This window comes from Paenibacillus sp. FSL P4-0176, from assembly GCF_037975265.1.
GTDB lineage: Bacteria > Bacillota > Bacilli > Paenibacillales > Paenibacillaceae > Paenibacillus > Paenibacillus amylolyticus.
The window spans coordinates 5,627,793-5,651,329 of the sequence record NZ_CP150242.1 but is presented as its reverse complement, the minus strand read 5'-3'; the positions used below and the strand labels follow the sequence as shown (position 1 = coordinate 5,651,329).

Below are 23,537 nucleotides of genomic sequence, written 5' to 3'. Positions count from 1 at the left end.
TATCCTTTGTTTACTTGTGGCAGTCAGAATATGTTATTATATAAACAGAAATCAATTCGGCAGGACATGGTCCCCATGTTCATGCAGGAGCGAGGTGTCATCAATGGACTCCATGGATAAGACGGTTAAATTTAATGTGAAAGGTGACGAACAGGAAGCATCATCCAAAGAGATTCTTCTCACGGTATATGATGCATTGGTCGATAAGGAGTATAATCCAATCAACCAGATTGTTGGGTATCTGATTTCCGGAGACCCGGCATACATTCCTCGTCACAACAACGCACGTAGTCTGGTCCGTAAAAAGGAGCGCGATGAGCTGATTGAAGAGCTTGTACGTTCCTATCTGGCCAATCACCGGTAATGTACGCCGCTTCCGCTGTGTTGCAGCCTTGCAGACAGCGGGAAATGAACCGACAGAAGACAGCCTGAAGCTTGAGAAGGCGATTATTCGTAATCGACCTGAGCAGGCACAGGATGGGAGAGCATGGATGAAAATATTAGGTTTGGACTATGGGGACCGAAGAATCGGAGTTGCCGCGAGTGACGCCTTCGGTTGGACTGCCCAGGGATTGGAAGTGCTAGAACGCCGCCGTGATGAAGGCGAGTTCGCTCGGATTGCCGAACTTGTGCGTGAGCATGAGATTAGTGAGATCGTAGTCGGACTTCCCAAAAACATGAACGGCACCGTAGGACCGCGCGGTGAGATATGCATTGCTTTTGCCGATCGCCTGCGGGATGAACTGAATTTACCTGTTCACCTTTGGGATGAACGGCTGACAACCATGGCAGCAGAACGTACGCTGATTGAAGCGGATGTCAGTCGGAAAAAACGCAAGCAGGTTGTGGACAAAATGGCCGCAAGCTTGATTTTGCAAAATTATTTGGATGCCAATAGTAGAAGGTGAGGGGGATCAACAATGGCTGAAGATCAACTGGGTATGGAAGAAGAAGCGGAAATTATTTACATTGCGGATGACGAGGGTAATGAAGAGGAATTTGAAGTCATCATGAAGTTTGAAGTAGATGGTTCGGAGGCCAAGTACATGATGGTTGCTCCGGTTGAACCTGAAGATGGCGAAACGGATGTATATGCATTCCGTTATGAAGAAGAGGGCGACGATATTAAACTTTTCGTCATCCAAGATGATGCTGAATGGGATATCGTCGAGGAGACGTTTAATACATTTCTTGCTGAAGATGAAGAGGAAGCGAACTAAATGACGGAATATAGCCGCAAAGACCTGAAATGGACAGATTCACTGCGTCTGGCATTCGGTGCTCATGTTGAGCTCGAGGAAGAGAACGGTAAATCACAACCGTATGACTTGTTGGCTGAGTTCGAAGTGAACGGTCAGCAGTACGCGGTGCTCCGCAGTTCGTTGCGACCTTATGACGAGGTTGAACTTCTGCGGGTATCACCTGGAAGTGAAGACCAGATCATGCCAGAGTTAGTTACGATCGACGATGATGATGAGTGGGAGAACATCTCGGAACTGTATGATGAGTGTACACTCCCCATTGACGAAGATTAAATCAGCTTCAAATTGAAGAAACCGGGAGGGCGGAGAAGTCCGCTCTTTTTGGTTGTGTAAAGGAGTTGTTTCTTTTTTGAAAGGGAAAGCAATTGTAGTCATACTGCTTATCATTGTAGTTCTTGCCGGAGGCGCAGGCGGTTACGTATGGAGTATGATGCGTCCTGTGGAAGCTTCTACAGAACCGGTCATATTCGAGATTAAGAGCGGATCGGGAACTTCGAAAATCGCGGATCAGCTTCAAGAAGAAGGCCTCATTCGAAGTGGGTTAACCTTTAAAGGGTATTTAAAGTGGAAAAAACTAGGTTCTAATTTCATGGCGGGTACATATTCAATGAATCCTGGCGTGACATATGATGAGATTGTTAGCAAGCTGAGTAGTGGTGAAGTTGTACCGGAGGAAATGGTGAAATTTACGATTCCGGAGGGTTATAACGTTCTGCAAATGGCGGGTAAGCTTTCTTATGAGCATGTTGTAGATCGAGATGAATTCATCAAGCTGGCCAATGATCCTTCGGCCTTTGATGTAGATATCATCAAAGATATTCCAGTGGATGAAGAACTTCGCTACGTATTGGAAGGGTATCTATTCCCGGAGACGTATGAGCTGAAAAAGGGAAGTTCCACGCATGATGTGATGCAACGGATGCTGGAAGAATTCCAGACCAAGATTAATTCCATTCCTGATTTGGAAGCCAAGCTCCAGGAAAAGAACCTTTCCCTGCATGAACTGCTGACGATTGCGTCACTCGTGGAGAAAGAAGTTGTAGTGGACGAGGAGCGTGCTCTGGTTGCAGGTGTAATCTACAATCGGATCAATCAGGATATGAAGCTGGAGATTGATGCTACCGTGCAATATCTGCTCGACAGACCGAAGGAACGATTGTTTTTCAAGGATCTAAAGGTGAAAAGTCCCTATAATACGTATCTGAACAAAGGCTTGCCACCCGGTCCAATTGCCAGTCCAAGTCTTCCGTCCATTGAGGCAGCGCTAAATCCGGAAGCTTCGGAGTATCTGTTCTATGTGACAAAAAAGGATGGCTCGTCTGGACATCTATTTGCCAAAACGTATAAGGAACACCAGCAAAATATAGCCAAAAGTAAGGCTGCGCAATAAGCGGAGGGGATTATATGAGTAAGAAACATGAACTGCTCGTTACAGCAGCGAATGTGAAAGAGGCAGAAGTGCTGCTCCAGGCTGGAGCAGATGCTCTGGTCATTGGAGATGATCGATTCGGCATGCGTCTTCCAGGCAACTTTAGCGTGGAAGAGACAGCAGAGGTGGTTGCCATTGCAGCCAAACATCAGGCGCGTGTGTATGTATCCATGACTAATCTGATGTCCAACGAACTGTTGAAAGAATTGCCTGAATATGTTCAAGCACTTGGCAGAATCGGTATTGATGGTGTGGAGTTTAATGATCCATCCGTGCTGGCTACCATGAAGGAATACGCTCCACATGTGAAGCTGCACTGGAATGCGGAGATGACTTCAACGAACTATGCGACGGCTAACTATTGGGGAACCAAGGGAGCTAGTCGAGTTGTACTTGCCCGAGAGTTGAATATGGACGAGTTGACGGAAATGGTTCCTTTTTTGAAGGTGGAAGCTCAGGTTCAGGTGCATGGCATGACGAATATTTATCATTCCAAGCGCAGTCTGGTACAAAGTTACATGGCTCATCAAGGGCGGCCGGTTGAGGGACATCTGGGGAAAGAGCGGGGATTGTTCCTGATCGAGGCTGAACGTCGGGATGAGAAATTCCCGATCTACGAGGATATTAACGGTACACACATTATGAGCTCAGAGGATATATGTATCCTCGAAGATCTTCATCTGTTGATGGAGGCGGGTGTGCACAGTTTCAAAATTGAAGGTATGTTAAAATCACTCACCTACAATGAAGCTGTTGTACGTGCATATCGGACAGCGATTGACAGTTATGTAGCCGATGCTGATGCATATGCGTTCTCTGAAGAGTGGCTCGCTGAGGTGCGGAAGTTACAGGACCCTGAACGTGAATTGTCGTTTGGATTTTTCTATAAAGAACAAGTGTATTAATAGACGAGGTGAACAGAATGGAAACAGTGGCGGTACAGCGGAAGTTCTCGGGGAAACGTAACCGTCTGGACAAACCGGAGCTGCTAGCTCCGGCGGGTAATCTGGAAAAACTGAAATTTGCGATCCATTACGGTGCAGATGCCGTATATATCGGTGGACAGGCCTATGGACTGCGTTCCAACGCGGATAACTTCAGCTTTGAAGAGATGCGTGAAGGTGTGGAGTTTGCCAAAAAGTATGGAGCCAAGGTGTTCGTAGCGACAAACATCTATGCACATAATGAGGATGTTGAGGGTATCGAAACGTACCTGCAAAACCTCTATAATGCGGGAATCTCTGCGATCATCGTAGCCGATCCGGCTATTATTGAAGTAGCGCTTCGTGCTGTGCCAGGCCTTGAGGTACATCTAAGTACTCAACAATCCACACTCAACTGGCAAGCCGTGAAGTTCTGGAAAGATGAAGGACTTCCACGTGTTGTTCTCGGACGTGAGACCAGCTTTGAAGAGATCGAAGAGATCAAGGCCAATGTGGATATCGAAATTGAAGCCTTTATTCACGGGGCGATGTGCTCCTCGTATTCCGGACGTTGTGTGCTCTCCAATCACTTTACGGATCGGGACTCCAACCGCGGCGGCTGTTGCCAATCTTGTCGCTGGAAGTATGATCTGTTTGAGGATGCGAGAGAAGATACGGTGTGGGTCAGCGAAGAGGACATGCAGATGAAGGCCCCTGCGCCATTCAAACTAGGTGAGAACCAGCTTCCCCTTTTCCAGGAACAAGATAATTCATTCTCCATGGGATCTAAGGATCTGTGCATGATTGGCCATATTCCCGAGTTGATTGATGTGGGTGTGGACAGTTTCAAGATCGAAGGACGTATGAAATCGATCCACTACGTGGCAACTGTGGTTAACGTCTACCGTCAAGCTATTGATGCCTATATGGCGGACCCGGAAAATTATGTTCTGAAACCTGAATGGGTTGAAGAAATGAACAAAGCGGCAAATCGCCCGCTGAATACCGGATTTTTCTATGATACACCAGACCATGAAGATCATATCTATGAACCGGAAGAAAAGGCCGTACCTTTTGACTTTGCTGGATTGGTCATGGGGTATGATGCTGAAACAGGAATGGCAACCATTCAACAGCGCAATCACTTCAAACCAGGACAGGAAATCGAATTTTTCGGTCCGGGAGGTCACTTTTTCAAACAGGTCGTCGGTGAAATACAGGATGAAGTAGGCAATGTTCTAGATGCTGCTCGTCACCCGTTGCAACTGATTAAAATGAAGGTAGATCAACCGGTTTCGTACTTCGATATGATGAGAAAAAAGAAGTAGGCTCAAATACCTATAATGTGTCAATATTGTATTATGATTTAACAACATAGTGTTATGGAATTTACATGGGGACCTCCGTTTATCGGCAGATGGGGGTCTTTTTTTTATAGAAAAATAGGAATAAAGTTGTAAAATATTTCTGGGAAGTGAAAGGGGAACGAAGAAAGCTGTCGAATACTACATATTTATAGGGGAGAGAAAGAAAAATCTAACAAGTAAATTACTGGCAGGTGAATGGGATTGGTTCAAAAGAAGCAGGAAGACAGTGGGGAGCAAGTGACAAAAGTCGAGCAGGTTAATCCTGAGAAGGTTCAGAAAGTGAAGAAAGAAAAAGTAGTCAAAAGCAAAACAACAGGTAATGGCAAAAGATTGTTTAAGATTGACCGCAGCAAGCTCAAGCTGGGCTGGATCAAGACTGATTGGGTGAAGAAACAATTTAAAAACCGGGATTGGAAAAACCTTGGAGGGTCTTCTTTCCAACAGATTAAGAAGGCAAATCCGGTTAAATCCGTAGGGGTTAAATTGTTCTTGATCTTTTTTGCGGGAATTATGATTTTTGTAGTGAGTTTAGGTCTATTATCCTATTCGAAGGCCAAAGGTACGATAGAGAAAAATGCCTCGCGTGCCAATCAGGAGACCATTGATCAGACCAAGCAAAAAATGGACATCATTTTGGAGAGGTTTGTCGATACATCCACACAGATTTTCTTTGATCCGGAAATGCAGTCCTTGCTACAAAAAATGTCAGATACGAATTTGACTGCGTATGATACATTCGTGAACTCAAGTTCCATCAACAAGCAACTGTCCAATGTTGCATTTACAAATAAATCTATGGAAGCGATTTATTTGGTACCTACGGACGATACAAAGTCCATTATGGGTACCGGCAGCAATAGTTCATCCATGGGCAGCATTCGCCAGGAAGCTTGGTACAGTGAGTTAATTGAGGCGGGCGGTTATCGCTGGCTTCCAACAGAGGTCAAAGAAGATGGCTCAACGCCAACGTTTAAAATTGCACGTTCCATGAAAAACTTGCAGGGGACGACTCAGTCGTATGTTCTGGTTATTGAACTGAAACTGGAAGTTTTGGAGGAACAATTGAAATCGCTTGATCTTGGGCCAGGAGCTATTCTTCAACTAATTGCTCCGGATAATAAAGTGGTTGCATCCTCCATCTCGGATCGTACAGGACAAGAAACAGAGCTTGCATTTGTCAAAGAGTTGACCGAACCAGCAGGTAGTACAAATACGGAGTATACGGTAGATGGCAAATCTACGGAAATGCTGGCTGTATACAGTACGATGGATACATCCAGTTGGAAACTGGTTGGTATGATACCTACCTCTGTTTTGGTTCAGGACGCAAAAGGCATTCTGACTCTGACCCTGTGGATGGCGCTGATTGATGCGGGGATTGCAGTATTGATCGGGATCTGGATGGTGCGTATGATCGCTCGTCCACTTGGCAAATTGAAAGACCTGATGCAGGAAGGTGCAAAAGGTAATCTTAAAGTTCGTACACCATATAGCTCCCAGGATGAAATTGGTCAGCTCTCGACTGCCTTCAATCTGATGATGGAGCAGATCACTAAGCTGGTTGAACAAACCAATCGTTCTGCGCAGGAAGTATTGGATACGGCCTCTGAGCTGAGCAGTGCATCCAAGAAAACGGCTGTGTCTGCTTCGGAGATTGCCGTAGCTACAGAAGAGATCGCAGGCGGTGCAGGCAGTTTGGCAACCGAAGCGGAACGTGGCAATGAATTAACTGACAATATCTCTCGTCAGATGCAGAGTGTAATCGCTGCTAATGAACAGATGGGTGATTCTGCTCGTCATGTAGAGAAGTCCAGTCAGACAGGAACACAACATCTGAATCAGTTGATGACCAAAACGCAGAAGACAGAAGAAATGATTGGTGCACTGGTGAATAAGGTTGATTCACTGAAAGAGAGTACGTCTTCTGTTCTGAAAGTGCTTGAAGTGCTTCAAAACATAACGAAACAGACAAATATCCTTTCCCTGAATGCAACCATTGAAGCAGCACGTGCCGGTGCTGCCGGACGCGGATTCATGGTGGTGGCTGATGAGGTTCGTCAGCTCGCGGCTCAATCCAGACAATCCATTGAGATGGTTGGAGAGATTACAGACAAAATCATGACTGAAATGAATGAGACCGTGGATGCTTTGTCTGCAGCCTATCCGTTATTCAAGGAACAGATGGATGCGGTTAAAGACACCAACGTCATCTTTGCTTCCGTGCAGGAACAGATGGGTGCATTTGTGGAACGTCTGGGTATGGTGACAGGTTCTATTGGAGATTTGAACAAATCTCAAGGTACGTTGTCTGAAGCCATGAGCAATGTCAGCGCTGTAGCTGAAGAATCTTCTGCAACGTCCCAAGAAGTAGCTTCCTTGAGCAGTGAACAGCAAAATATCAGTAACCAGCTGGTCAATCTGTCTGGCAAACTGGAGAATGTGTCTACTGAACTGAAAGAAACCTTGTCACGCTTTACGGTGTAACAAGTCAAGGTTGAAATGAGGAGAACCTGTCCCGCACATCGGACAGGTTTTCTTTTTGTTTACCGGATAATTCCAAGCCATATCAGCAATAATATGTCAAAACGACAAAAGGTGAGATTGGGATGCATCTCCTTGCGAAACGGCGAATCTATATAACTTGTATTCTTCTAACTCTTGTCTTTGGATTGCTTATATTACGATTGGGATGGGTCCAGATCGTTCAGGTGAATCAGACGATGCCTGGATTTCACCGAACGGTACGTGAAATGTCTGTATTGCAGCGTGAACGCGGGGTGATGCTTGACCCGGGGCGGGGGCAATTTACGGATTACAAGGGTGAGGCGTTGACCGGTAAGCTGCAATGGGGACTGGTTCTTTTTCCACAGGCAAGTCCGTTAGAGAAATTACGCAAGCAAGGGGCATTAGAAGGCTCCGAGATGGTACAGTTGGCAGCTATATTACATACCGATCCGGATCAATTGAAGAAGGAATGGAATCAGGAAAGTATACCTCATTTCTGGACAGCAGGTACACATCAGCCTGTTCATTTGACCGTTGCCCAGGTGGAGCGCCTACGTAGTTTGCACCTGCAAGGAGCTGGCATCTATCCGATGATGACAAGGTATCTTCATGAGCATACAGGAATGCAGTGGATGGGATATCTGGCTGAACAGCCTGAGTCCTCCAAAGTTCTAACTGGGCATCAGGATGAAGTGAAACAGCCATTTGCCATGAAAGCAGGAGCAGCTGGACTGGAGAGGACACTTGAACCGCTGTTAAGGGGAATTGGCCCTACGCTTGTATCACGCATGGTCTCAGGTGGTGGAGAGATTATCCCTGATATTCAGCCGCACGTCATTGCACCGACCAATAGCCATTATCCTTTACGTGTAGAAACCACTGTGGATGCTGAGTTACAGCGTGGGTTGGAGGAGTTGACGCAAGAATCTGGATTACAAGAAGGGGCCATTGTTGTGTTAGATACCGCTAACGCAGATGTTCGCGCCATGATCTCCCGTCCTTTCTATCAGCCACAACATGTGGACCCTAAAGAATCGGCCTGGGGGAATCGTGCAGTACAGGGAGCCGTACCGGGTTCCATTTTCAAAATTGTCACTGCGGCTGCTGCTTTGGAGTATCATGCGGTTTCTAACGGAGAAAAATTCCATTGTGGTGGTGAGTACGGAAGATATGGGTTGTCTTGCTGGAAGGAGCATGGGCATGGAGACCTGAATCTGGAGCAAGGATTCGCTGAGTCTTGCAACATCGTATTTGCGGAAACGGCGCGCAGGCTGAGTATGGAACAACTGGAGAACACGGCTGATCGTCTGGGACTCGCGCGTCCAATTGGCTGGGAAGGGAAGCAGATGGCAGGAATGCCTGTGTTACGACACTTTGATCATGAGGATCACGGGCGTGTGAGAACAGAGGCTGTTTCTTCTGCTGATGAAGGTGCAAAAATACAGACAGCAATTGGTCAGCGAGATGTCTTGGTCACACCGCTGCAAGCTGCCAATCTGATCGTTACACTGTTACATGATGGAAAGGTTAGTGCCCCACGTCTCGTTAAGCGCATCCGATATGCGGATGGTGGCACCATGTTGGAAATGCCCTTGCATGATTCACCTTCAGCATCAGGACAGATTGCTCCCGCAACAGCGCATAAACTGTTATCCTGGATGAATAAGGTAGTTCGTGAGGGAACAGGAAAATCCCTGCAGCGTGCGCGGTGGCATGTTGCAGGGAAGTCAGGTACAGCTCAGGTACAGAAACATGGAGAGAAGCGCAACAATCAATGGTTCATTGGTTATGGACCGGTAGAACAACCCCAATATGCTGTAGCTGTTCTTGTTCAAAATGTCTCTCCTGACAGCCAACATCAGGCGACGGCTCTCTTCAGGAAGGTGATGGACTATTTGGCGGAGTCCTCATGATCCTTCGCAGGAACGGGACGTTGTACAGTAGATTCGGCAGAATTCGCTGAGGCCTTATTAACGGGTGGGTCCATGACCAATGGAGAGGATTCAAATTCATCTTTTGGCAGGTGAATCCACTTTTGCAGGTAGCCTTGTTGTAACAGTTCTTTCAGAAGGATCAGAAGCACTGGAGATAACACTACACCAGCCAGGCCAAAGATCGAAAGGGAGATCAGCATAAACGAAAGCATCAAGTACGCCGAAGATACACCAATCGAGTTACCCGATATTTTTGGTTCCAGCAATTGTCTTGTCAGCATCGTCACTGCCAGAATCACAATCAGGCCAATCGCCAGGCTACTATTGCCAATAATGAATAAGTAGACGATCCATGGAATAAATACAACAGGAACGCCAAGCAAGGGTACCAGATCAAAAACCGCACAGACTGCTGCAATGGTAAAGGCGTTAGAGGTTCCCAAAATCAACAGCCCTGCATAAATCAATACAAACGTAATGAGCATCATGATCATCTGTGCTTTCAGATACGAGCGGATTGTCTTGAACACGTGATTACGCATGAATTCAATAGCTAACTTTAATGTTTTGGGCGTTTTCGCACGGGCGAACTTGCGCCAGGATTCAATCTCGATACTGAGGAAAAATGCCAGAATAATCGCAATTCCGAAGTTCGTAATAAACGAAGAGAATGAACTGAGGAAACCTACGACGAATTGCGCTCCGCTAGTTACCCATTTGGACAGGAACCCGGTCAGTGTTGCAAAGTAATCATTCGCTTTTTCCATAACTCCATCAGGGAGAGCGTCTGACTTGTCCTGAATGAATAACACCAGATTGGTGAATTCACGTTGTATCATTTCAATGTATACGGGGAAATTATCTTGAAGATTGGAAATTTGTGAAATGATAATCAAGCCTACCCCAAAAAAGGCAGCGACAATTAATGCAAGAAACAACAAGACGGAGATGGCGGCTCCAAGTGTCTTGGGCAATCCTTTGCGATGTAAAAATTTGGCCAGCGGTTCAATCATCCAATACACAATGAATGATAGAAAGACCGGTGCAGCCACATGGTATAATTGACTGAAACCGTACATGATCACATACACGGTTAATACGAGCAATGCGATGTCAAAGACAGTTCGCCCGTATTTTTTGTAAAGCGGTAGCATGGACATGGCTCCTTTGATGGCAATAATTAGATTGTATTTATTGTACACGATAGCTATCTTTTTGGGAAAACAGGATTCAAGAAAAGTCTGAACTATGATAAAATTAAAGGCGGTTTATTTTAGATAGTGCCATAGTGCACCGTAATTCAGCAGCAGAAGTGGGGAGCTCGCAACATGACAACGATACTTCATAGTATTTTACTGTGGTTATTGTATCTTTCATCTTTTTACGCCTTTATTCCAAGTTTGATCAGCAGGCTTTTTGGTTTTCGTGTATTTCGACGGGGAAGAAGTGATACACAATTTGCATTAACGTTTGACGATGGGCCAGATCCACATTATACGCCAAGACTGCTCGATCTGCTTCGTCAGCATCAAGCAAAAGCCACATTTTTTGTCGTTGGAGAACATGCAGCGAGTCATCCTGAACTCATACAGCGCATACATGAGGAAGGTCATCTTATTGGCATTCATAATTATATTCACAAGACGAACTGGCTCATGCGGCCACGTACCGTTCGAGATCAGATTCAGCGAACAGGTCAGATTATTCATGAAGTAACCGGCGTGAAGACTTGTTATTATCGTCCACCGTGGGGGATTATGAATTTTTTTGATTTTTTCAGCAAGAAAGAACGAAAGATTGTACTGTGGTCTTCCATGTTTGAAGACTGGAGAAGCCGAGTAGGTGCCCAGAGATTGACCGAACGGATGCTGAAGGAACTGAGAGGCGGAGAGGTCATGCTGCTGCATGATCGAGGAACGACCCTTGGTGCTGATGCACGCGCGCCGGAGCAGATGCTTCAGGCGCTGGAAGTCGTATTACAGGAAGCTGAACGGTTAGGCCTGCAAAGCGTACGCGTTGATACGTTGATGGGAGGTATCATAGTGAGCGAATCTCAGAACAAAACGCAATTACAGACACCATTGAAGCTATGGAAACGAATCGTTGTTGCCCTATGGCTGGGCTGGGAGAAGTTGTTCCACTGGGTATATCATCTACGGACGGCTTCGCCAGAGGACCCCATGCTGCACTTCAGATCACGTGTATATCACGGAGCACGGGTGGAGATGAATGATGGCCATGTCATTCAAAATGGAGATCCGGTAATAGAACTACATTTTGACAATCAGAAGTTGTTTGAACTTGGAGTGACGTCACGTTCCAGTATGCACTTGGCTATTCGCATGATTCGGACCATGGAACAGCAATTGCCGGATCTGGCACGCATGGTGGCACTCGAACCTGAATTACGCTCTGCCAAGGCTATATACGGTGTGAGCATGATTAACAGAGGCCCAGAAAAATTCGGATTTACCATACAAGACTTGCCTCCTGGACCGTTCAGTGCTGCATCCAAAGTATACTTGAAGCTGCTGTTAAGTGTAATCCACCCGGCAGGAACCAAACGTTTGAAACAGCGTACAGAACAACTGGTACCCAAGATGATTGCCATGCCGCTGGATCTACTGTTGGAACGTTACGGTCAACATACGATGCAGGTGGCAGCAACGGTAGAAGAATCCAGAGATGAATCGTTGTTAATTGAACAAGAGATACTGCCAGAGCGGAACTAAACGGACTGATCACACCTACCAGCAAAAGAAAAGGGTTGCCGTTCGCCAGATTTGGCAGAAGAGCAACCCTTTATTTATTAGTGAATTAGATACTCAGTACGCCACCGTTGCTTGCATTGGTAACCAGTTTGGAATAACGAGCCAAGTAACCGGTTTTTACTTTCGGTTCAAAGCCTTTCCAACCTGCGCGACGACGTTCAAACTCTTCGTCACTGATGTGCAATTCGATGATACGGTTGTTCAGATCCAGCTCGATGATGTCTCCTTCTTCAACAAAGGCGATTGGACCACCCTCAGCTGCTTCCGGAGAGATATGTCCGATACTGATTCCGCGGGATGCTCCAGAGAAGCGTCCATCGGTGATCAGACCAACTTTGGCACCCAATCCCATACCTACGATCTGGGAAGTAGGAGCCAGCATCTCAGGCATACCTGGTCCGCCTTTTGGTCCTTCATAACGGATAACAACAACATGTCCTTCTTTTACTTTGCCGTTAGCAATACCTTCGAGCGCTTGCTCCTGGGAGTCAAAGCAGATGGCAGGACCTTTGTGGTATCCGCCAACCGAAGCATCAACTGCACCAACTTTGATGATAGCGCCTTGTGGTGCAAGGTTACCAAACAATACAGCCAGGCCGCCTTTTTCGGAATGCGGGTTATCCAGGTGATGAATGACATTTGTATCCTGAATTTCTTTTCCTTCAACGTTCTCACGGATTGTTTTACCTGTTACTGTAATGCAGTCTCCATGAATTGCGCCTGGTTTCTTGAGCAATTCGTTCAGCACTGCGCTTACGCCGCCTGCATTGTGAACGTCTTCGATGTGGAGATCGGAAGCAGGTGCAAGTTTCGCCAGATGTGGAACGCGGTTAGCTACTTCATTAATACGTTCGATTGGATACTCGATACCTGCTTCATGAGCCAGTGCCAGCGTGTGCAGTACTGTATTCGTAGATCCGCCCATCGCCATATCCAGTGCAAACGCATTATCGATCGCTTCTACAGTTACGATATCACGTGGTTTCAAGTCCATTTTGATGAGTTCCATCAATTGGGTAGCGGATTGTTTAACAAACTCACGACGCTCAGGAGCAACGGCAAGGATGGTTCCGTTACCTGGCATAGCCAGTCCCATCGCTTCTGCCAGACAGTTCATGGAGTTTGCCGTAAACATACCGGAACATGATCCACATGTTGGACAGCCGAACTGTTCAAGTTCAAGCAAGCTCTTATCATCGATTTTACCTGCTTGGTAAGCACCTACACCTTCAAATACGGAAGTCAGGGAAAGAGCTTTACCATTGCTGTCACGACCAGCTTTCATTGGTCCACCACTTACGAACAGGGTAGGGATGTTTACGCGAAGCGCACCCATCATCATGCCTGGTGTAATTTTGTCACAGTTCGGGATACATACCATGCCGTCGAACCAGTGTGCAGATACAACGGTTTCCACGGAATCCGCGATAATGTCACGGCTTGGCAGCGAGTAACGCATACCAATGTGTCCCATGGCAATACCATCATCTACTCCGATGGTGTTGAATTCGAATGGAACGCCACCGGCTTCACGAATAGCATCCTTTACAATTTTACCGAATTCCTGAAGGTGGACGTGGCCGGGCACGATATCGATGTATGAGTTACATACGGCAATAAACGGCTTGCCGAAATCCTCTTCTTTAACGCCCGCTGCGCGGAGCAAACTCCGGTGTGGTGCACGGTCAAAACCTTTTTTGATCATATCGGAACGCATCTTCTTGGCTGACATGGTGTATTCCCCCCAAATATATAATATTGAGCAACATGAATGGAAAAGTAAATGGCAGTGCATCTGTCGTTTAATTTCATCCGTACTCTAAAAAAAAGGACCGGCATGCCGGTGTCGAGCTCCCCGTAGTTTGTGAAATTCTTTGCTGCTTTAAACCCGTGAACACCCGGTTTTTCTATTGAGTCTATCACAACCGTCGTCATATTTCTACAATCAATAGAAAGAAGCCTCAAACCATTTTCATGGAATTAGACTTCTTGATTTACGGGAAAGCTATGATCATGTTTCGATGTGGCGAGCGGAATTAATTAGTTGCTTCCGCCTTTGCGTCCAATCTCACGATAGAATTCCTTATTATGAGTTTCGGAGGTTGCTTCGCCGCCCTTGCGACCAATCTGCTTGTAAAAGTCAGTGTCATGGGCATCTGAAGTCGCTTCTCCACCTTTTTTTCCAATCATCTGGTAGAAGCTTCGGTCATGGTTCTTGGAAGTCGCTTTGCCACCTAATCTGCCAGCTTCCTCACGGCTCATCTTGTGTTCTGACGTCGGTTGACGTGCCATTACAAATCACTCCTTACAACGATAAGTTGTTTTTTGTAGCGCGTATCCCTAATTTACCACCTTATTTCCAGCCTGAAACAATTCACTAGGATAGAATCGATGGTGAAGAGATCCGTCAGAGCATTAGGCCGACCGTTTAAACACCTCATGACGATTGAAAGAAAAGCGGGATATATCCGGTTCAATTAAGGGTTTGAACGTGTGGCGTACAGCCGGCAGAGCCAGTGTGACTGCAAAGAGTACGGCAATGACCAGTATGACTGGAATATATGCCGAGCTTCCCATATAACTGTAGACTCCGGACCAGATCGCGAGACGAACGAGAAACCCATGCAGCAGGAACACATAGAGTGTGCGTCGTCCAAGGTCCGTCAGTCTGGAAGTCAAGGAAGGTACCCAAGCCAAGAACAGTGCTGCCGATGCGATTTCCAATAGGTAGACTCCGAGTCGGAAGATACCGGCATACCATTCGTGGTGACCCAGTTCGGCGTACGTCATGCTGCCTAGTAACCATCCGGATGAAATGTTCAAACCACCATACCCGATCCATACCAACAGTGCAGCAGAGAGGATGGCTGCGGTTTTTCGCCCCCAACCGGATAATAAACGTGAACGGATGGTTGCTCCATAGTCATAACCGATGACAAAAAACGGCAGAAATACAAACGTACGGCTGAAGCTGAGCCAGAACCCGTCGATGGGCAAATACCCGGCAATTACACCGAGCGCAATTGATCCAATCAGCCGATATATCGGTTTCCAGGAAATCGTCAGACGAAGCAACAGTCGCCAACAGAAATGACTCGCGAGAAACCATAACAGCAAGTAAGGTGCAAAGAAGGATAGCCGCATATGGGGTGTGTGGAATACGGTAAAGTCCATCAATGCGTATAAGGACTGAAACAGTACATACTGTAGTGCAATCTGCTTCAGAACGTTTCGTCCAGATGCACCTTGGAGTGAGTGTGTCGCAAAATACCCGGTTACCCATACAAAGAGTGGCATGTGAAACGTATATATCCACAGGAACAGAGCTTCCGCTCCTGCAAAACGTGTAATGAGTGGTTCAAGTGCATTACCAGCTAGGACACAGACGATAAGCATAAAGCGCAGATTGTAAAAGAAAGATTCCTGATCATCCCGGATCAGTGTCTGATTTTTCATGGTGTAGCCCCCTTATAGACCCTGTTTGCAAGGTCATTTGCATCTGTAATAAGGGTAATATGGATGTTCATTATCTATTGTGATTTAATTCACATTAGTAAGCGTTATCTTTTATCAAAGCTGTGACAACAAAATGAACGCAACGGGATTGACAACGGTTGCATAGAGGATGACAATAGAAAAAGAAGATGAGGGAATGTAACTATAAGGAGGGAAGAAATCATGTCAACGAGTCCCTATCCAAGCCCGGAAATTATTACGTTTGGGGAGAGTATGGGTTTGCTGACTGCCAAGGATACAAGAGGGCTGGAATATGCAGCCACACTGGACAAGTCTTTCGGGGGTGCTGAGAGCAATCTGGCTATTGGCGTATCCCGCCTGGGGCATACCAGTGGTTGGTTTGGACGCTTGGGCAATGATCCTATTGGCAGTATGATTCTGAAAGCCATTCGCGGTGAAGGCGTAGATGTATCCAGGGTAAGGTTGAGTGATCACGAGCCCACTGGTTTAATGATTCGTGAGAACGCTTCCGGGAAAGCCTCGGTGCATTATTATAGGAAGTTATCTGCTGCAAGTGCGATCACACCTGATGATCTGGATCCTGATTATATTGCCGGGGCGAAGATATTGCACGTTACGGGTATAACGGCAGCGATAAGCCCGTCCGGACTTGCTACGGTAGAGGCTGCCATACATATTGCCAAACAGGCAGGTGTGAAAGTAAGCTTTGATCCAAATCTGCGTCTCAAACTATGGTCTGCGGATGAGGCCCGTCCGGTTATACTGCGTTTAGCTGAACTGGCGGACTACTTTTTACCGGGTCTGGACGAGATGAAACTTCTATATAACGAAGAAAATGATCAAAAAGTACTTGAGCGTTTATCTGCCATGAATGCTGTGTGCATCGTGAAGGGTGGCCCTGATTTGACCTACGTATTGGCGAATGGTACCCTAACTGAAGTTCCGTACTTTAAGGCGGATAATGTTCTGGATACGGTAGGAGCAGGAGACGGATTCTGCGCGGGATTTTTATCGGGTATATTAAAAGGATACCCCCCGCAGGAAGCAACCCGTCTCGGCAATTTGACCGGTTCCATGGTTATACAGGCTGTTGGCGATTGGGAGGCGCTCCCGACGTGGGGGCAGGTCGAGGCCAAGCTGAACAACGTTGCTCATGTTGAGCGTTAGTCGCTGCTGAAATCATATATGGCTCATCTTCGTTCTTAAATGTAAGGCTTGTATACACAACCACCACATTGACAAGGGAGAGAATGAAATGAAGAAGCTTCAGCTGTTGCAAAAGATTACGGACAATGGGGTTGTGGCAGTTCTGCGTGCAGATTCTGCTGATCAAGTCATTGCCATGGCCGAGCAAGCGATTGCGGGTGGCATTAAAGTTATCGAGATTACGATGACAGTACCCAGTGCACTCAAAGCCATTGAAAAATTAAGCCGTGTATACCATTGGAACACACAAGATCCAGAGAAATTCGCGATTATTGGTGCGGGAACGGTGCTTGAACCGCAAACGGCAAGAGCGGCTATCATGTCTGGTGCCGAGTTTGTAGTCGGACCTTCCCTGAACCCGGATACGGTTCAGATCTGCAACCTGTATCGAATTCCGATTCTGCCGGGTGTGATGACGATTGCTGATGTTCAACGCGCATTGGAACTCGGTGTGGACATTGTGAAGTTGTTCCCGGGTAATCTGTATGATCCTTCGATTATCAAAACGATGAAGGGCCCTATGCCGCAGGCGAATTTTATGCCAACTGGCGGGGTATCCTTGTCTAATCTGGGAGATTGGATCAAGGGTGGAGCAGTGGCTGTAGGGATCGGCTCCGACTTGACATCGGAAGCTGTGAAGACGGGTGACCTGAGTCATGTCCGTCGCAAAGCGGAACAATATATGGATGCTTACCGCAAGGCCAAGGCTGAATAATATTTTTTCAATTCGTAGAAGGGGAGCCTGATAAACAAAGGCTCCCAATTCTGTGAGCCGCGGCACCTGCGGAAGTGAAGAAAGGTGATTAACGTTGAGAAATCGGTATAATACAGGGCGCAAGAAGAGGGGCATCGGGAAATTCCTGCTCGTACTTCTGGCGCTCATTGTCATTGGATGTGGATTTGTTGCGTGGAAATTATTCACACCATACGGTCCACAGGAAACAGCTCAAACAGCTATGGAAACAGCCAATTCGGTGACGGTGAGTGAACAAGAGAACTGGATTGATTTTGTGCCAGATAAACCGACGGGGAAAAGTGTGCTTTTCTACCCTGGTGGACTGGTAAAACCGGAAAGTTATGCACCACTTGCGCATGAGCTGGCTGCTGCGGGTCATCACACGATTATTGCCAAGATGCCAGTTAACCTGGCAGTGCTTAAGCCAAACTTGGCAGATGAGATTCTGGCCGCATATCCGGACGAACAATTTGTTATGGGTGGACACTCTCTCGGCGGGTCGATGGCTGCACGTTATGTAGCGGCACATCCTGATGCACTTCACGGGATTTTCTTCTTGGCATCTTACCCGGATGAAAAAGGAAGCGTAAAGTCACTTGGAATACCTGCTTTATCTATTCTAGGTACTAAAGATGAAGTCGTGAATGCTACGAAGTATCAGAGTGGACGGATGTATCTTCCAGAAGACACGGTATATTACACCATTGAAGGTGGTAACCACGCCCAGTTCGGTGATTATGGTCATCAAAAAGGAGATGGCGAGGCGGAAGTGAGTGGGGAAGAACAGCTGAATCAGACGGTCAAGACTGTACTCGCTTGGTTAAGTACCATGAAGTAGGTTTTGATTATTCTGCATTAAGGGTTGAATGCATTTATAGCATAACTTGATGGAGGTGATATGGATGACCATGCTTCAAGTGAATGGAGTGCAGATCCCATGTAAAGGGATCCTGTTCGATAAAGATGGAACACTGCTGGAATTCCTTCAGCTATGGGGGCCGTGGGCAGAGACGTTGCTGAGTCAGTTACAAGCACGTATGAATGAGCTTGGAGCTTCATTTACGGTTGAACGGGAGCACGTCTTAGGCACCATTCATAATGCAGAAGGTCACATTGTCGGCTATGATCCGCAAGGCCCGCTGGCCATTGCGACTGTGGATGAGTGCACGGGATTGCTTGCCGGGCAACTATATGCAGCAGGCATACCATGGAATGAAGCGATCACAACGATACGCAAATTTTCAAGTGTAGCCATGAGATCGGTAAGAGAGCGCAAATCGGCTGAACCGATGCCAGGATTGCTGGATTTCTTGCAGAAATGCAGGGCAGCAGACATACCACTGGCGGTCGTCACTTCAGATAGTACAGCGGCAGCAGAAACACATCTGGATTGGATGGGGATTCGGTCCTTTTTCACATCCATTGTGGGCTGTGATCGGGTGACCCAGGGCAAACCGGATAGAGAAGCAGCACTCTTGGCTTGCCGTGAATTACATATCGATCCTGCGGAGGTCGTTGTAATTGGAGACAGCAATGGGGATATGCAGATGGGGCGGCACGCAGAGGTATCCTATACGCTCGGTTACTGTCCGCAGTTAGATCAAGGATCTCACCTGGTTGATGCCCATGCCATTATTCGTCATTATAATGAGATAAGCGTTATTTTATAAGTCACCCTGACCTGATTGAACGATATAAAAGGAGGAGAGAGGATGAACGCAACAGAACAACTGGCTGCCTGGATTCAGGAAAGCTCCCGGATTGTTTTTTTCGGAGGGGCCGGGACTTCAACGGAAAGCGGGATTCCCGACTTTCGCTCGGCTGCGGGTCTGTATCAGACGGAGCAGCATTCGCCTTATCCACCGGAAGAGTTATTAAGCCGACATTTTTTTGATCAACATGCCGATATTTTTTATGATTTTTATCGTGGCAAAATGCTTCATCCAGATGCGGAACCGAATGGGTGCCATCGACTATTGGCCCGTCTGGAGCAGGAGGGAAAACTTCAGGCAGTGATCACGCAAAATATCGACGGACTACATCAGAAGGCAGGCAGTAGCAATGTTTTTGAGCTTCACGGTTCAATTCATCGTAATGCCTGCATGGATTGCAAGCAGTTTTATACGCTGAATGATATTATACAGTCCCAAGATACCGTGCCTCGCTGTAACACATGTGGTGGTGTGATCAAACCGGATGTGGTGCTGTACGAAGAGGAGCTGGATCAGACGACATTGTATCGTTCCATTGATGCACTGTCTTCTGCAGATCTGTTACTCGTGGGAGGCACGTCACTGACGGTGTATCCAGCGGCCCAGTTAATTACGTATTTTCAGGGAAAACATACCGTTCTGCTCAACGCTACACCTACCGCTTACGACCGCAGGGCTGATTTGCTGATTACAGAGCCAATTGGCGAGGTAATGAATAATGTGGACCAGCTTCTTGGTTAAACGTATGGACTGATTAACCGCATTCTCCGGTATAGACCGGATACAAGAGGCGGAACCTGGGGAAAGAAGGGATTCATAATGGTCTACGTAGCAAGCGATACTCGCTATGAAACGATGAAATATAACCGCGTTGGACGTTCAGGTTTGAAACTGCCAGCGATTTCACTGGGGCTGTGGCATAATTTTGGCGGTATTAATAACGCTGAGAATGGCCGTAATATGATTACCCGATCATTTGATCTGGGTATTACACATTTTGATCTTGCCAACAATTATGGCCCACCGGCAGGTTCGGCAGAGCAGTTATTTGGACAGGTACTGGCCCAGGATCTGAAACCTTATCGTGATGAACTGGTGATCTCCACCAAAGCGGGGTATTATATGTGGCCCGGGCCGTATGGCGAGTGGGGTTCACGCAAAAATCTGGTATCCAGTCTGAATCAGAGCTTGAAGCGTATGGGCCTGGATTATGTGGATATTTTCTATTCACATCGTTATGATCCCGAAACACCTTTGGAAGAAACGATGATGGCACTGGATCATATTGTTCGCTCGGGCAAAGCCCTTTATGTGGGGATATCCAACTATCCCGCAGAGCAGACAAGACAGGCTGCCGAAATTCTGAAAGGTCTGGGTACGCCCCTGTTAATCCATCAACCGAAATACTCGCTGCTGGACCGCTGGATTGAAGATGGTTTGCAGGACGTGCTGGATGAGTATGGAACAGGCAGTATTGCATTCTGTCCATTGGCACAAGGTGTGCTCACGAACAAATACTTGAATGGTATCCCGGAAGACTCACGTGCCAAAGGACCGTCGGTATTCCTGAATGAAAACAACATCTCTCCAGAGACGCTCCGCAAAGTGCGTGCGCTGAACCAGATTGCAGCAGCCCGTGGTCAGAGTTTGGCCCAATTTTCACTTTCGTGGGTGCTGCGTAATGGCAGGGTAACTTCTGCGCTGATTGGCGCAAGTCGTCCTTCCCAGATTGAAGAGAATGTGGCTGCGCTCAGTCAGCTGGATTTCTCTACAGAGGAATTGGAACGGATTGAATCCATCCTGTCTCCGGAGCCTGATGACAAATAAATAAAGTGTAAAAGGTGCATCTTAGCCATAATGGCGGAAGGCACCTTTTTTTGTCGTACGTGGTTCCGTCCGTTATGTTGCTCACCGTTTGATTTGTTGAGCATTTTTCTGTAAACCCTGATGAAAACGGGACAGTATTTTCTCTCGATACAAGCTGGGCGCTTCACCGTGAAATCGTTTGAACTGTTTGGAGAAATATAGTGCGTCTGGCAGTCCAACCGATGCAGATACCTGTTCGATGGACAGATCCGGGCGTTCTCTCAGGAGTTGGCGCGACTTGTCGATCCGTAGTTTTAGCAGATAGGTGACTGGTGAAAGACCGGTTTCCTGTTTGAAAATACGGGATAAATACGCGCGGTTGTATCCAAGACTCGCAGACATTTGTTCAATGGAGACAGGGTAGGCATATTGGGTAGACATATATTGAATCATCTGTTTCACCGTACGTCGGATGGAGGATTCACCTGGAATTAAGGTTTGGCCCTGCGAAAGGTGATTCTGTGCTTCGGCTAGAATCATATATAACGTACCCAGTGATGTGAAATGGGAGCTTTCTTTGCGCTCGGCAAAAGCATCCTGCATCACGGATAGCCAATCGGATATTCCACAGGATGGTCCAGCATGAAAAACGGACTTCTCCGGGCGGAACCCGGCTTCCTCGGTATGTTGGCCAGCCTGGCTACCTGTGAAGGCAATCCAGCGATATTGCCATGGGTTGCGGGCGTGAGACTGGTAACTTACCAGTTGCCCAGGATGAATGAGGAAACAATCACCTGCGGATAACTCGTAGGTGTGCAGTTCGGTACGGAACGTACCCGCCCCTTTTTCTACATAATGCAGCAGATAATAATCAAACAATTTAGGACCGAGGGCGTGACCCGGAAGGGTCTGGCTTGCTCCGGCAAACAGGACATGCAGTGCGCCTTGTTCATAATAGACCGGATTGGAGGCAACCGAATAACTGAGTGCTCCGCTTTTACCGGAAGGTGATTCCTGTATTTTTTCGTTAGAAGATGCAAGGGATTCTTTCTTGGGGTTGGATTGATCTGACATGGTCGTTTCCTTCTTTCCGGGATGCTCCGATCATTATACGCCTTAAGGTCACATTTATCCATATGAAACACACATGGTTGCATTACAAGAGGCACCGCTTTCTTATATAATAACATTAAGAAAACCACAACAACGAGGCGAGGTGCACCAGCAGTGAACGTAACTGAATTGAAACAAAAGTTTATTGAGAAGTACGGAGAGAGTGGAGCGGACATCCGTGTATTTCATGCCCCTGGGCGTGTGAATCTGATCGGTGAGCACATTGACTATAACGGTGGCTACGTGCTTCCGGCAGCACTTGAATTCGGAACAACATTGATCATTCGTGAGCGTGAGGACAACAAGCTGCAACTGGCTTCCACGAACATGTCTTATGAAGGGGTACTAGACACTTCCTCCATAGGTAAGGAAAAAACCGGAGAATGGACCGACTATCCTGTTGGTGTCATGGTTGAATTGCAGGGCAAAGGCGTGAATGTAACAAAAGGGTATGACTTCCTGTATCACGGGGAGATTCCGAATGGGGCAGGACTTTCATCGTCTGCATCACTGGAGGTGCTCACGGGCTTCGCGATTCAGTCTCTGGAGGGCGTAGCGGATATTGATACGGTTCAACTGGCGCTTTTGTCCCAGAAAGCGGAAAATGAGTTCGTAGGTGTCAACTGTGGAATCATGGATCAGTTCGCTGTCGCAAACGGTGCACAAGATCACGCGATCCTGCTGATGTGTGACACACTGGAGTACGAAAAGGTTCCTTTCCGTACAGGCTCCTACAAATTGGTCATCGGTAACACAAACAAACGCCGCGGGCTGGTGGATTCGGCTTACAATGAACGTCGCTCCCAATGCGAGCAGGCACTTGCCATCTTGAAGGAACAGCTGCCTGCACTGAATTATCTGGCTCAATTGACGCCAGAGCAGTTCGTAACACTACAGGATCAGATCAAGGATGAGAAAGTAAGGCAGCGTGCGCAGCATGTCGTGGAAGAGAACGCACGTGTTCTCGCATCAGTCGAAGCATTGCAGGGTAACGATCTGGAAACCTTCGGCAAGCTGATGAACGCTTCTCATGAATCACTTCGTGACTTGTACGAAGTAAGCTGTGATGAGCTGGATGTTATGGTTGAAGAAGCTCAGCGGATTCCAGGCACGCTTGGTGCCCGGATGACTGGCGCAGGATTTGGCGGTTGTACCGTATCACTTGTGCATGAAGATGATGTCGAGCGTTTTGTAAGTGAAGTGGGCGCTGCATATGAAGCGCGTACCCGTCTCAAAGGTGATTTCTATGTATGCGGTGTAGGTGACGGTGTTAAAGAATTGAAGGAGGCGAAGTAA

Annotated in this window: 21 protein-coding genes and 1 pseudogene; 17 read left to right on the top strand and 5 right to left on the bottom strand. The window is 47.1% G+C overall.

The features are described from left to right. The first annotated feature begins 103 nt into the window (after window positions 1-103). The 9 genes from MKY95_RS26135 (at window position 104) to MKY95_RS26095 (ending at window position 9,399) form a co-directional block, all read left to right on the top strand. Window positions 104-364: an IreB family regulatory phosphoprotein gene (locus tag MKY95_RS26135; RefSeq protein WP_036616950.1), complete on the top strand. Its 261-nt coding sequence runs from the start codon at window positions 104-106 to the stop codon at window positions 362-364. A 127-nt stretch (window positions 365-491) separates the two neighbouring features. Next, a complete protein-coding gene (gene ruvX / locus MKY95_RS26130; protein WP_036616953.1) occupies window positions 492-908 on the top strand; it encodes a Holliday junction resolvase RuvX in 417 nt (138 codons plus the stop codon). 12 nt (window positions 909-920) lie between these two features. After that, window positions 921-1,220, top strand: coding sequence for a DUF1292 domain-containing protein (locus MKY95_RS26125; protein ID WP_017686820.1), 300 nt, complete (start codon window positions 921-923; stop codon window positions 1,218-1,220). After that, window positions 1,221-1,535 (top strand): DUF1292 domain-containing protein, encoded by a 315-nt coding sequence (locus MKY95_RS26120; protein WP_047844066.1) that lies wholly within the window; start codon window positions 1,221-1,223, stop codon window positions 1,533-1,535. A gap of 76 nt (window positions 1,536-1,611) precedes the next feature. After that, window positions 1,612-2,652 (top strand): endolytic transglycosylase MltG, encoded by a 1,041-nt coding sequence (gene mltG / locus MKY95_RS26115; protein ID WP_339195142.1) that lies wholly within the window; start codon window positions 1,612-1,614, stop codon window positions 2,650-2,652. Window positions 2,653-2,666: 14 nt separating this feature from the next. Continuing rightward, window positions 2,667-3,596 carry a peptidase U32 family protein gene (locus tag MKY95_RS26110; RefSeq protein WP_047844065.1) on the top strand — a complete coding sequence of 310 codons (930 nt, stop codon included), beginning with the start codon at window positions 2,667-2,669 and terminating at the stop codon, window positions 3,594-3,596. Window positions 3,597-3,613: 17 nt separating this feature from the next. After that, complete coding sequence (locus tag MKY95_RS26105) at window positions 3,614-4,942, top strand: U32 family peptidase (protein ID WP_047844064.1); 1,329 nt, start codon at window positions 3,614-3,616, stop codon at window positions 4,940-4,942. A 234-nt stretch (window positions 4,943-5,176) separates the two neighbouring features. Further along, a complete protein-coding gene (locus tag MKY95_RS26100) occupies window positions 5,177-7,465 on the top strand; it encodes a methyl-accepting chemotaxis protein (protein WP_339195137.1) in 2,289 nt (762 codons plus the stop codon). 236 nt (window positions 7,466-7,701) lie between these two features. After that, window positions 7,702-9,399, top strand: a complete 1,698-nt coding sequence (locus tag MKY95_RS26095; RefSeq protein WP_339195134.1) for a penicillin-binding transpeptidase domain-containing protein — start codon at window positions 7,702-7,704, stop codon at window positions 9,397-9,399. Here the strand turns inward: MKY95_RS26095 and MKY95_RS26090 are convergent. Beyond that, window positions 9,378-10,574, bottom strand: coding sequence for an AI-2E family transporter (locus tag MKY95_RS26090; RefSeq protein WP_076319863.1), 1,197 nt, complete (start codon window positions 10,572-10,574; stop codon window positions 9,378-9,380). The two genes, MKY95_RS26095 and MKY95_RS26090, sit on opposite strands and share 22 nt — an antisense overlap. Window positions 10,575-10,748: 174 nt before the next feature. Here MKY95_RS26090 and MKY95_RS26085 point away from each other — a divergent pair, with 174 nt between their 5' ends. Beyond that, entirely contained in the window at window positions 10,749-12,152 is a 1,404-nt protein-coding gene (locus tag MKY95_RS26085) for a polysaccharide deacetylase family protein (protein WP_076319864.1), read from the top strand. A gap of 85 nt (window positions 12,153-12,237) precedes the next feature. Here MKY95_RS26085 and ilvD read toward each other — a convergent pair whose 3' ends face one another. The 3 genes and pseudogenes from ilvD to MKY95_RS26070 all read right to left on the bottom strand — a co-directional run bounded on the left by ilvD (window position 12,238) and on the right by MKY95_RS26070 (window position 15,647). Continuing rightward, window positions 12,238-13,923 carry a dihydroxy-acid dehydratase gene (gene ilvD / locus MKY95_RS26080; RefSeq protein WP_036616973.1) on the bottom strand — a complete coding sequence of 562 codons (1,686 nt, stop codon included), beginning with the start codon at window positions 13,921-13,923 and terminating at the stop codon, window positions 12,238-12,240. 317 nt (window positions 13,924-14,240) lie between these two features. Then, a pseudogene (locus MKY95_RS26075) lies at window positions 14,241-14,483 on the bottom strand (general stress protein); the annotation flags it as partial. Between the two features lie 123 nt (window positions 14,484-14,606). Beyond that, the gene (locus MKY95_RS26070) at window positions 14,607-15,647 is read right to left on the bottom strand and encodes a fucose 4-O-acetylase (RefSeq protein ID WP_076319865.1); all 1,041 of its coding nucleotides are present in this window, start codon (window positions 15,645-15,647) and stop codon (window positions 14,607-14,609) included. Window positions 15,648-15,869: 222 nt separating this feature from the next. Here MKY95_RS26070 and MKY95_RS26065 point away from each other — a divergent pair, with 222 nt between their 5' ends. The 6 genes from MKY95_RS26065 (at window position 15,870) to mgrA (ending at window position 21,149) form a co-directional block, all read left to right on the top strand. Next, window positions 15,870-16,835, top strand: a complete 966-nt coding sequence (locus MKY95_RS26065) for a sugar kinase (protein WP_076319866.1) — start codon at window positions 15,870-15,872, stop codon at window positions 16,833-16,835. Window positions 16,836-16,923: 88 nt separating this feature from the next. After that, complete coding sequence (locus MKY95_RS26060) at window positions 16,924-17,589, top strand: bifunctional 2-keto-4-hydroxyglutarate aldolase/2-keto-3-deoxy-6-phosphogluconate aldolase (protein WP_017686833.1); 666 nt, start codon at window positions 16,924-16,926, stop codon at window positions 17,587-17,589. A gap of 94 nt (window positions 17,590-17,683) precedes the next feature. Continuing rightward, window positions 17,684-18,448: an alpha/beta fold hydrolase gene (locus MKY95_RS26055; protein ID WP_076319867.1), complete on the top strand. Its 765-nt coding sequence runs from the start codon at window positions 17,684-17,686 to the stop codon at window positions 18,446-18,448. A 64-nt stretch (window positions 18,449-18,512) separates the two neighbouring features. Then, window positions 18,513-19,280, top strand: coding sequence for an HAD family hydrolase (locus MKY95_RS26050; protein ID WP_076319868.1), 768 nt, complete (start codon window positions 18,513-18,515; stop codon window positions 19,278-19,280). A 42-nt stretch (window positions 19,281-19,322) separates the two neighbouring features. Continuing rightward, complete coding sequence (locus tag MKY95_RS26045; RefSeq protein ID WP_076319869.1) at window positions 19,323-20,063, top strand: NAD-dependent protein deacylase; 741 nt, start codon at window positions 19,323-19,325, stop codon at window positions 20,061-20,063. 78 nt (window positions 20,064-20,141) lie between these two features. Then, the gene (gene mgrA / locus MKY95_RS26040) at window positions 20,142-21,149 is read left to right on the top strand and encodes an L-glyceraldehyde 3-phosphate reductase (RefSeq protein WP_036616991.1); all 1,008 of its coding nucleotides are present in this window, start codon (window positions 20,142-20,144) and stop codon (window positions 21,147-21,149) included. A gap of 81 nt (window positions 21,150-21,230) precedes the next feature. Here the strand turns inward: mgrA and MKY95_RS26035 are convergent, their stop codons facing one another. Beyond that, window positions 21,231-22,202, bottom strand: a complete 972-nt coding sequence (locus MKY95_RS26035; RefSeq protein WP_256721342.1) for an AraC family transcriptional regulator — start codon at window positions 22,200-22,202, stop codon at window positions 21,231-21,233. Window positions 22,203-22,355: 153 nt separating this feature from the next. Between MKY95_RS26035 and MKY95_RS26030 the strand changes: the two genes are divergently transcribed. Next, window positions 22,356-23,537, top strand: a complete 1,182-nt coding sequence (locus tag MKY95_RS26030; protein ID WP_076319870.1) for a galactokinase — start codon at window positions 22,356-22,358, stop codon at window positions 23,535-23,537.